This window comes from Cognatundibacterium crateris, from assembly GCF_010078235.1.
GTDB classification, from domain to species: domain Bacteria; phylum Pseudomonadota; class Gammaproteobacteria; order Burkholderiales; family Burkholderiaceae_D; genus Undibacterium; species Undibacterium crateris.
This window is the reverse complement of sequence record NZ_JAABOS010000017.1, coordinates 1-10,024: the sequence shown is the minus strand read 5'-3', so window position 1 is coordinate 10,024 and position 10,024 is coordinate 1. Positions and strand designations below refer to the sequence as shown.

At 41.5% G+C, this 10,024-nt stretch carries 11 protein-coding genes; 7 read left to right on the top strand and 4 right to left on the bottom strand.

Annotation, left to right across the window (positions count from 1 at the left end; all coding sequences use genetic code 11):
* Nucleotides 1-569 precede the first annotated feature (569 nt).
* The 3 genes from EYB48_RS18690 to EYB48_RS18680 all read left to right on the top strand — a co-directional run bounded on the left by EYB48_RS18690 (nt 570) and on the right by EYB48_RS18680 (nt 2,636).
* A complete protein-coding gene (locus EYB48_RS18690) occupies nt 570-920 on the top strand; it encodes a hypothetical protein (protein WP_162021895.1) in 351 nt (116 codons plus the stop codon).
* A gap of 202 nt (nt 921-1,122) precedes the next feature.
* Nucleotides 1,123-2,079 (top strand): DUF932 domain-containing protein, encoded by a 957-nt coding sequence (locus EYB48_RS18685; protein WP_162021894.1) that lies wholly within the window; start codon nt 1,123-1,125, stop codon nt 2,077-2,079.
* A gap of 203 nt (nt 2,080-2,282) precedes the next feature.
* Entirely contained in the window at nt 2,283-2,636 is a 354-nt protein-coding gene (locus tag EYB48_RS18680; protein WP_235935291.1) for a hypothetical protein, read from the top strand.
* Nucleotides 2,637-2,697: 61 nt separating this feature from the next.
* On the opposite strand, the gene EYB48_RS18675 is transcribed toward EYB48_RS18680, so the two are convergent.
* Nucleotides 2,698-3,054 carry a helix-turn-helix domain-containing protein gene (locus tag EYB48_RS18675; RefSeq protein WP_162021893.1) on the bottom strand — a complete coding sequence of 119 codons (357 nt, stop codon included), beginning with the start codon at nt 3,052-3,054 and terminating at the stop codon, nt 2,698-2,700.
* A 674-nt stretch (nt 3,055-3,728) separates the two neighbouring features.
* Here EYB48_RS18675 and EYB48_RS19080 point away from each other — a divergent pair.
* Nucleotides 3,729-4,619 carry a DUF4234 domain-containing protein gene (locus tag EYB48_RS19080; protein ID WP_202927837.1) on the top strand — a complete coding sequence of 297 codons (891 nt, stop codon included), beginning with the start codon at nt 3,729-3,731 and terminating at the stop codon, nt 4,617-4,619.
* A 46-nt stretch (nt 4,620-4,665) separates the two neighbouring features.
* Nucleotides 4,666-5,613 (top strand): hypothetical protein, encoded by a 948-nt coding sequence (locus EYB48_RS18665; protein ID WP_162021892.1) that lies wholly within the window; start codon nt 4,666-4,668, stop codon nt 5,611-5,613.
* Between the two features lie 196 nt (nt 5,614-5,809).
* On the opposite strand, the gene EYB48_RS18660 is transcribed toward EYB48_RS18665, so the two are convergent.
* Nucleotides 5,810-6,892 (bottom strand): YagK/YfjJ domain-containing protein, encoded by a 1,083-nt coding sequence (locus EYB48_RS18660; protein WP_162021891.1) that lies wholly within the window; start codon nt 6,890-6,892, stop codon nt 5,810-5,812.
* 474 nt (nt 6,893-7,366) lie between these two features.
* Nucleotides 7,367-7,633, bottom strand: coding sequence for a helix-turn-helix transcriptional regulator (locus tag EYB48_RS18655; protein WP_162021890.1), 267 nt, complete (start codon nt 7,631-7,633; stop codon nt 7,367-7,369).
* Between the two features lie 694 nt (nt 7,634-8,327).
* Here EYB48_RS18655 and EYB48_RS18650 point away from each other — a divergent pair.
* Together EYB48_RS18650 and EYB48_RS19555 are read left to right on the top strand one after the other, a co-directional pair.
* On the top strand, nt 8,328-9,305 hold the full coding sequence (locus tag EYB48_RS18650) for an Arm DNA-binding domain-containing protein (protein ID WP_162021889.1): 978 nt from the start codon (nt 8,328-8,330) through the stop codon (nt 9,303-9,305).
* Nucleotides 9,306-9,350: 45 nt separating this feature from the next.
* On the top strand, nt 9,351-9,497 hold the full coding sequence (locus tag EYB48_RS19555) for a transposase (RefSeq protein WP_408058374.1): 147 nt from the start codon (nt 9,351-9,353) through the stop codon (nt 9,495-9,497).
* A gap of 143 nt (nt 9,498-9,640) precedes the next feature.
* On the opposite strand, the gene EYB48_RS18640 is transcribed toward EYB48_RS19555, so the two are convergent.
* Nucleotides 9,641-10,024: IS66 family transposase (locus EYB48_RS18640; protein ID WP_162021887.1), on the bottom strand; the 384-nt coding region annotated here is incomplete at its 5' end.

Below are 10,024 nucleotides of genomic sequence, written 5' to 3'. Positions count from 1 at the left end.
ATCAAATGATGCCGCGCTGACGCCAGTCGTCGCGCATCGCGCTATCGATACCGAGCAATTCGCTGTCCCATTTTAAGTACTCGCCCCCCTCTGTTAGCGATTGGCTCATCTGGATTTTTTCAATTGATAGTCTATCAATCGGATTTATCATAGGTCTGCCAATACTTATGAACAATACGTGTTTTCTCAACAATCATTTCCAAAAAAGAAATCAATAGATCGCCAGATTACCAAAGACGCTAGCCTGGGCGACCTATTTTTTGCCATTTCCTTAAGGACTAAATTATGCACATAGGTGTTTATACAACTTTTCCCATAAATACATTAATCCTTTGTTTTTTCACATTAAATAAGTGCAATTTTGAATTGCTAAAAGGCTCACTTTTGCTGCGATGAATAAAATGTTATTTTTTTTGACAATAAAATGTATGAGCTTGAGCTTTTAGTTACATGAAGAAATTCTAAAATTTTTCGACCACATATTCTCGAGGTGAACGGAGAAAAGCTCTCTGTTGTTGGGACTAACTTTAGGCCCAGAAATTTTAAAAACACCATCCTTGAGGAATATCATGAAAAACCAATGTCCAAAATGCAAATCATTTTTGATCGAAGCCCGTCACGTTGGTCGTAAAGTCGGCGGTACAACTGGTGCTGTTGCTGGCGCTGCTGTTGGTGCCGCCAGTGCAGCAGGTGGGGCCGAACTAGGTGCAAGTATAGGACTAGTAGCTGGACCAGCAGGTGCATTAGTCGGCGGATTGGCTGGTGCTCTACTTGGTGGATTGTTAGGTGGATCGAGCGGCTGTATTGCTGGTGCAAAATTGGGAGATGTGGTTGATGATCATGTTCTAGACAATTATGTTTGTCTTAATTGCCAGCATCAATTTCATCTGACGGGCGGCATATCCTCCTCGGATAAATAACCCCTCTCCTCTCCCCTACCCTATCCATCGTCGAAAAACCATTCTGACGTTGGATTCTCAGTACCCAAGAAGTACTACAAAACAGAATACGTTTCGTAGGTTCACTGAATATCAATTCCCACTTGAACAACTCCTTAACTATTGCCAACCCACATAGGCAGTGAGTTGATCCTCTACAGGCATGCTTGAAGGAAAAAAAATAATGTCACATCAAATTGAATCAATGGCATATGTGAATGCCACACCTTGGCATCATTTAGGTCAACAATTAACACCAAATCAGTCAATTGAAGTCTGGTCGCAGCAATCTGGGTTAAATTTCACGATCCAGGAAGCACCGGTGCAGTTTTCTATGAAATCGCATGATTTGAAATCAATTTCATCGTTTCCGGAACAAAAAGTATTGTACCGATCAGACAACGGATCCCCACTATCAATCGTTTCTGCGCGATATCAAGTTGTACAACCCAGTCAAATTCTTGAGTTCTACCGCGACTTAACTGAAATGGCTGGTTTTGAACTTGAGACTGCTGGAGTAATGAAAGGTGGTCGCAAATTATGGGCACTGGCACGGACCAATAAATCGTCCTTTGTTAAAGGCAATGATCTCATGCACGCCTATCTGTTGTTAGCAACCGGTTGCGACGGAACATTAGCAACGACTGCCCAACTTACCAGCATCCGCGTTGTTTGCAATAACACGCTTGCTATCTCACTTGACAACGGTATTGGTGCGATAAAGGTACCTCACAACACCAGCTTTAATGCAGCCGCAGTGAAACAACAGCTTGGCATCTCTATTCCATCCTGGGACACTTTTATACACCGAATGAAAGTCCTCTCAGGACGAAAATTAACTGCAAATGAAGCAGATCGGTTTTTACTAAAATTATTTAACGACGCCAATAACGGTAAAGAAAAACAGATAAACGCACGTGCTATGAAGAGTGTGTTGACACTGTATGAAGGACAAGGCAAAGGTGCGGAACTAAGCTCGTCAAAATCTACGGCATTTGGCTTGCTGAATGCAGTCACTCAGTTTGTTGACCATGAGCGACGTGCCAGAAGCGCTGATCATCGACGTGACTCAGCGTGGTTTGGTCAAGGTGCCAACCTTAAGCAAAAGGCGTTGTATGAAGCATGGCAATTAGTACTTTAAGACTTTCATCCCATCCCTAACGCTGTTTGAAAAGTCAGGTTCGCAACAACCGAACAACACTATAACAAGTGCCTTTACGCGTATTTGGGACACAAAAAACTGCAAACGCAACCCGCTGCCCGGCAACCAAAAACGCCGGGCATTTTCTTTTATCTGAAACTTTTGGCTTTCAACTAATTTAACGTCTCTTATAGGGAGAAATCATGTCGAATCTTTGTGCATTATTACTGCCGCCGTCGCACAGCTTATCAACGATGCCCGATTCATCGCAACAGAGCAATCCAATTTCTTTTCCTCTGGGGAAAATAGTCGCAACAGAGAATGCACTAGCCTCGCTTAAGAATAACCACGTTCTAATTTTAGATTTACTGTGTCGCCACCAGTCTGGCGACTGGGGCATCGTGCATGAGGAAGATCGTGCTGGGAACAACGAAGCTGTGCGCCATGAAGGGGCAATAATCTCAAGTTACGAAATTGAGCCGAATAGGCAAATTGTATGGATCATTACAGAAGCAAATCGAAGCGTCACCACGTTATTATTGCCGGATGATTACTAATTCAAAAAGACAATTAATCCCCAAAATTCTCAATTAAATGCCTAAGTAAACTCATCGAAAATCACTTCAGTTTGTTGAGCGACAAACCATTAATAAGACATCCAATAGCCTCTAAAATGACAGCTCTGTGTTCTTGCGACAGCCCGTCAAACATCATTGCCAATTGACGCCCCTGATCTATTTGACGACTAGATCCTTTTGTTATCAATTCTTCGATACTACATTCGAAAATTTCAGCTAACTCAGCAATCCGGACAATTGAAGGAACTGCCACTCCCGTTTCCATTCGAGAAACAGCTTCTCTGCTTATTCCGAGGATTTCAGCAACTCTCTCTTGTGACAACCCCATAGACACTCTCCGAGCTGAGAGAGCCTCCCCTATTGTCTTCACAAATACAGTTTTCTGAAAATTGTCCATTCACAACCTTTTACGCGTTCCCGTAATGATCAATTCAAAGACGCAATATGGACATGATTTAAAAGATCACATTGTGATGTTTTAGGTTACAATTTCATTAAAACCTTAATTGCTAATTTAAATAGATCGACTACAGCAAATTTTGAGTTGTTCTCAGCGCACCTTGTTTTCAAAAAACTAATATTGATTTCACATCAATCAAGCTAAATGAAAAAGAAAGGCTAAATACATGTTCAAAATCGAAAAATTACTTATTTGCACCCTTTCCTCAATCACTTTGATTGGATGCACAGGTGAATCACCAATTGAAGTAGAACTAAAGTCCACCCCATACTCCTCTCCAATCGGCGTTCTATCCCTAACCGGAATTTACGTCACCGCGAAGGTAGACGAAGTCAAAGTCAACTCCATCGAAGTCAATCGAGGAAATTGCAAAGTAACTGGGGGATCGAAATCACTAAGGTTCGGACAACATGCGTATTTTCAGAGCCCAGGCTGCGAAATCAAAGAAATTGAAGTCGAAACAGATGAAGGTAGTTTTACCTTCAGTTTCTAGCTGCTTGACGACAGCTCCACACCAATACACTCAAAACATCAACAACTTACGCGTACATTGCGTCTTGCATGTACAGGGACGCCACGTTCTGCTGCGGACCTTTAACTGAAAGAAACCCATGGATTCGAACATACACACCCCAACCTCAAAAAGTACGTCCACCTCTCAAGCATCGTTCAGTATTCTGTTTAAAGGATTGCGGGATGATGTCGATCCAGCAGTAGCAATAGCTCAACTTGCCAGCTTATTTAAAGTATCCGTGGAACAAATTGACAGCTTGCTTGCGTTACCAAGCTACACGATCAAAAAGTCCATCTCGGAGAATGCTGCCCGAAACTATCAAATTGCGATTGAGGCAGCTGGGGGCGTCTGCGAAATTCAAGCAGATGATGTACAAATCCAATCAATTGAAATCGTGCTACCGGAACATGGCTCATTCGCTGCAAAGCATAATGCGGCTTCGCCCCCTCCAGCCTACGAAAGTACCTCGTCAACCCAATTTTCCGCTAAGGAAAAACAACCTACGTCATCAATGGCGACAGAACCTGCCAAACACGATGCGGCAGAACTGAAGGATGAAATCCAAACGAAAACTTTACATCTCATATTACTGACAATCGTTACATCCGGACTTTATCCATTGTTATGGCTAACACGCCACCACGATACGTTTAATCGGATTACAAAGAAACAGACCATTAATATGAAATATATTGTCTGGATGGCGATCTTTACCGGCATCTGCCTGGCACTCAGAGATGCACGTGATAAGAGCGCTATTTTGATGTTTTTTAGCGCTTACATTGTCGGCTCTATTCTCTTTCTTATCTGGGCATTCCGTGCCAAAAGTGCCTTACAAAACTATGCACTGAACACATTCAAAATTGATCTACGAATGAACCCAGTCTATACATTCTTTTTTACTATTTTCTATATCAATTACTGTATCAACGATTTGCCCGAGGTCTTACGTCGTCAAAAAATCTTGACTGGTCAGAATCAAATGTGAGTTGGGCATGCTCAGAAATACCTATTCTTTCTTGAGGAACTTTTTTATGTTTCGAAAATTTCAATTACCGGCTTTCGGGCTAATCGCTGCGTTGCTCATGACGGCCTGCCAATCCAAGCCACCCACGTGTGGCGACGAATCAACGCAAACGGAATTACGCAAAGTCATGATTGAGCAAATAGAAAATGAAGCACGAAAGCTTCCTTTTGGAGATCGCATTGCCAATCAACCTGAATTCCAAGGTTTCCTTAATGGCATTACACTGACCTTGTCTGAAATTACTTCTGATGGCTACAACTCAGATATGAAGAAATATACTTGCCAAGCAAGAGTAACCGCCAGCGCCAGCAGTATTCCTAAGCAAATATCCGATAGAATCACATACAACACGCAAGCGAGCGAAGATCCAGGACCTCCAAACTGGATTGTGCAACTCAACGATAAGTCACCCTTTGTGAGTACGTTAGCTCAAGTAGCGCTGAACGCCACATCAATTACAGGCAATCTAGGCGAGCAGTCTAGCTTACCTTACGTAGAACGCCTCTACTTAGCCCAGCAGGCAGCTAAGAATCCAATTGACTCAGCATCAATGCCTACCCGTTACGGCACCTTGTCAGTCAACGAAGAGAATAAGCTGTTATTCAACGGTAAAATGACGGAACCTGTCGTAGAAGGGAACAACAGTTTGTCATTTCTGGATAAAAAATCGTTTGCAGATCAAGACATCGTACTTGTTCAAAATACGGGTGGTACTGCCTGTCCAGCTGTATATATTTTTGTACAACTGACCCAAGCCGGCGCAACAGTTACGAAAACCTTCGGAACATGCTCCGACCTATACCAGCTAGAACAGCAAGGAAGCAAACTAACAATGACATTCGCCGGTTTCTTGGGGCCAGCCGAATCCGAACAAGAAAAACGTGCAGCTGCACAAAAACGGGTGGTTTACGTTTTAGAAAATGGTGTGCTGAGTAAAGATGGCAAACCGATGTAAGCAGCGCCAGCATTATGTCCTAAGCTTGCCCTGTTGATTTGTTTTCCAATATATCTATACAACCTACTTTTCACGCAAAGATTTTTCGTGAACACACACACTTTTTGGTGAAAATAAGTTTGTGGCTTTTGGTTAGCTCCATAGATAGAAGAGCGCAGCTGCTCTTCTATCTATACAAATGCCTATCCAGACACGCTTAAAACATCCGATCAACAGTATCGTTGCGGTGACGAGGGCGTCCCAATTTCTTTGTTCCCCGGGATGAATATTGGCCCTTTCGGAATAACTTATACTTGCCAGTACCCTTGGGTTTAAAAAATTGATCCTCTTTAAAGAAGTATCCCAAAACATGGTCCAAAAGGTTCTGGCGTAACTTTTCATCGCGCCAATGAATTAGACCAATCCCACAGTTTCCCAGGCGAACGAAATCATTGATCTGCGCATTGGAATTCCAGTAAATACCCCTCCCATGTGTGATTATCTCTTTCCAGTAATCACCTATTTTCTGTGCAAGATGAACATGAGAACTACCGTTGCGTTCAGATCCATTAAAAAAGAATAAGGCATGAAAATGAATCCCTTTTTCAATACCGAATTCAGTTTTAATAATGTAACCCTTCTGATGATCAAACAACTTGTTCCATCGGCGATTTGCAAGTAGTCGATCGATATCATCCGATGCCATCTCAAAATCTATTTTCCCAGCCTGTTCGGCGGAATAACCTAAGTCAACACGAATAACAATTAAGCGGTCGTTTTGTTCGAACAGTGTATTTACGTATTGACGGTATTCCTGGTATCTCACATTGATTTCACGTCGCCTTGCAGCTTGAGCCGATCGAAATGTCTGAGTTTGATAACGGCCCCTTATCACCCAAACCAGCTCCTTAAAAGTCTCCAGAGTAAGCCTGGTCTCGACAAATTCATACTTCCGAAGCATTTGACCAGAAGGCGTACCTAAGATGCACCTCATTCGAGTCAACTCCAACATACGGCAACAATCAGCCAGTATGTTTAGGTAAGCGGAATACTCATACTCCGAAGGAAGAGTCATTAGCGTCTGTAAATACTGAGGCATGTGTTGAAACTGCAGATGGAGCCATTTTTGATATTCTCCGTCACATTGATCACTTTCTTGATGAAGCGATACTTGCAATAGAAACTGCTCTAACGCCGATAGCATCGCCGTCGGCGAGTGTGATGCCAGTTGCTGACTGAAAAATAAGTTTTGAGTGTCCGTTGCGCTTATTCCCATATTGCTAGATTGAAAAAAAGTCATAAGTATTCCTTATAAGCCAATACCCCTGGTACGGCCCTCATAGATAGTCACGATGTGAAAATCAATAGATGCAAACTATCCTCTTCGCAATATTGCAAAGAAAATAAATAAAATTTATTGACGTGATTGGGTTTCGTGTGTGTAAGTCGCTGTAGTCTCTATCGAGGCGACATGTGATGTGAGAGCTATGAAAATATGCAGTCGAAATAGAGGATAAACATACTCGGCTTGGATGCCGGCATCCTCACAGATGTCTAATGCTATATGAAAATTACCCAATTAATCAGAGACTGTTCAATGAGTGAATCTGCTTAGTAATTCATTCGACATGAAGTCTGCTTATTAATATCAATAGATATTTGATAGTTAAATAACATAAATAACCGAAAAGTCTCTTCTGAAAATACCTCCGCTGCGCCGGCTAATATTTTATTTTTAGCAATATAAAAATGAGACTTTTTAAAATACGCAACCCTACCGACTTAGCACACTGCCAGGCAAAATTACATCCAAATTTCCCCGGCTAGCCATAATTCTGCTTTCAATCCAAGCCGTAACTTCGACCTCCAACCAAGCAACACTGCCATGGTTAGTTGCGGATAAGGAAATTGGTTTTGGGAAAGTTTCGTCAAACTGTTTGCAATTCGGATTTAGTCGGCCGTAAATACTACTTCTTTTTAGTCCAGTCAGTGCCTCTACTTGGGAGCGCCGAAGTAGTCGAAATTGTGAGGATGAATTCATGATAATTCCTGAGAATTTAAGCTGTTGTAGAAGAGCGAGCGTTCGCCACCACAACATCAACCTCCCTTGTATTTTTTGACTCGAAACTAAACTGGCTCCAACCATCACGCTGAAATATTTCACTCCAACTCGTTTCCGAGTAAACATCTGAATTATCCAATTTCCAAATAAAATTTGGAAATTCAGGAAAACACAACTATTCCTAAAACAAGGCAACATCCATTCGAACCTACGATGTACTGAGCGATCAGAAGTCAAAGCTTATTTCCCGAACAACCAGTCTTAAACTAGAACCAAGCCAAGAACAAAATTTGTCTTTAGTTGAAAATAAAAACGACAGATCATGTTTTATTTCCAATTACTATCGATACTCTTATAAACTCTATAGTAAATTCACTATTACAATAAAAGCGATTTATCAGCTAATTATGTATAAGCATCCACAAAATCCATACAAATATTTATAGTAATTTTTAGGTAATTTTTTTAAATATTTTTAGGTTTAAATTTAATTTTTATTTGGCAATATATGAGATTTTTTTAAAAAAATCTAAGTAATTTTATTATTTTTATTGCAAACAAATTATTATACAGATGTTTATAAATTGAGATTTTACTTAGTAAATGTATTATTTTTATAATATTTAATCTTATAGATACAATGTTAACGAAGCCAAATTTCATCCAAGACAATATGAATGCCCCAAAAAAATTAATCCGAAAAAAGCGGAAAATTCAGACAGAAGAGGAATTTGGATCAGAGTTAGTTCGTTTTTTAGATGAGAAAAGGCCTGAAAACACCAAGACGGGGGCCAAATTTAATTTGGGAGATAATCTAATACTTACCATAAAGAAAGATGGTACCAAATACTTTCAGTTGCTTATTTGCATCAAAGGAAAAAGTTCGACAACATCAATCGGAAAGTACCCAGATATATCATTCAATGTAGCAAGGGAGAAAGCGGACGCCTTGAGAAGTCGCGTTTTGGAGCAAAAGAAAGTAAATTCTCAAAGAACTTTTGAAGAAAAACTTAAAAAAATGTCAGTCAAAAAGGAGCAACAGATATCAAGAGAAACAGGTGATCTTCAATTACTATTCAATAGACTGCAATGTCAAATTAATTCCCATATCGTAACTAAGGAGGAAAAAGAAATATACATTGCAATTATATTACTTCTATTATTTCCAGAACAAAAAGTGGATTTTTTGAAGTTGGAATACTTAGCAATTCGTCAGCAATCTATTCTCAAAGGTCAATGTACAACCTTGGGTGGACCCGCAAATATTTGGTTCACCACTGACTGGAAAAAAGTAACCCAATTCTATTTAACTCAATTAAATGGGATTTTAGGATTTGATAGAAAATACTTTCTCCCGAGCCTGCAAAGAAACAGTGTCCAGAAAATTTATGAAATTCTATCAACTCATATAAGTAATGCCCTTAATGAAAAAAATCTCAACATTCGACATCTTCCAACGTTTTTTAAACTCTACGCACATCAGCACAGTGGTTTTAAGAAGCAATTTATAGACGAATTCATTAGAAACTCACAGCCTAACTGCTCCTACGACACTTTTTATAACCCGCAATACAATGCGCTACGTGAATGGTGGTTTCAACGTCTCACAAGTGATCCACTGAGCTTCCCAGGATTTTTTGATCCAGCCTAACTTAATTACAATGGCTTCTCAANGATCCAGCCTAACTTAATTACAATGGCTTCTCAACCCCCGAGAGGCGATATGAAACGAGGAAGATTTAGTGATGAGCAAATAGTCCGGATCCTGCGGGAGGCGGGCAAGGAACCTGTCTCAGAGGTAGCCAAACGACACGGCGTCAGCGAACCAACGATCTACGCGTAGCGCAAGAAATTTGGTGATATGGAGACCGACATAGTGGCCAGATTGAAAGCCATGGAGACGGAGAATACCAGGCTAGGCAAATTATTGGTTGATTGCGATCTTGAGATCAGTATGCAGCCAGCCGCCCCACCTGGCAAACGCATTTAAGACCGTGCAAAACTCATAAAAGGCAGCAAGGAATCGATCTGGCTGTTTGGGCAGGTCGGCAGTTTTTCGAGCGTCTCAATGAGCCAGCCTAGCGGCTCCAGGTCATTGTGTTTGGCCGTGGCGAGCAGGCTTTGGATGGCGGCAGCCCGTTTGCCCGCCCGTTCCGAGCCAGCGAATAGCCAGTTCTTTTTGCCGATGGCGATAGGACGAATCGCATTCTCAACCGGGTTGTTATCGATAGGTAGCGTGCCCGACTCGGCATAACGCGGCAGCGCCGGCCAGCGCCCTAGCGCATAGTAAATCGCCTTGGCGGTTCCGCTGCCGGTGGCCATGCTCGAAGATGCTGGGCAAACGAAACGTCGTCTGGAGCTATGATTTCG

Coding starts and splice junctions, on each gene's coding strand:
- EYB48_RS18690 (WP_162021895.1), top strand. CDS start 570: ATGAAAAACCAATGTCCAAAATGCAAATCATTTTTGATCGAAGCCCGT.
- EYB48_RS18685 (WP_162021894.1), top strand. CDS start 1,123: ATGTCACATCAAATTGAATCAATGGCATATGTGAATGCCACACCTTGG.
- EYB48_RS18680 (WP_235935291.1), top strand. CDS start 2,283: ATGTCGAATCTTTGTGCATTATTACTGCCGCCGTCGCACAGCTTATCA.
- EYB48_RS18675 (WP_162021893.1), bottom strand. CDS start 3,054: ATGGACAATTTTCAGAAAACTGTATTTGTGAAGACAATAGGGGAGGCT.
- EYB48_RS19080 (WP_202927837.1), top strand. CDS start 3,729: ATGGATTCGAACATACACACCCCAACCTCAAAAAGTACGTCCACCTCT.
- EYB48_RS18665 (WP_162021892.1), top strand. CDS start 4,666: ATGTTTCGAAAATTTCAATTACCGGCTTTCGGGCTAATCGCTGCGTTG.
- EYB48_RS18660 (WP_162021891.1), bottom strand. CDS start 6,892: ATGACTTTTTTTCAATCTAGCAATATGGGAATAAGCGCAACGGACACT.
- EYB48_RS18655 (WP_162021890.1), bottom strand. CDS start 7,633: ATGAATTCATCCTCACAATTTCGACTACTTCGGCGCTCCCAAGTAGAG.
- EYB48_RS18650 (WP_162021889.1), top strand. CDS start 8,328: ATGAATGCCCCAAAAAAATTAATCCGAAAAAAGCGGAAAATTCAGACA.
- EYB48_RS19555 (WP_408058374.1), top strand. CDS start 9,351: ATGGCTTCTCAACCCCCGAGAGGCGATATGAAACGAGGAAGATTTAGT.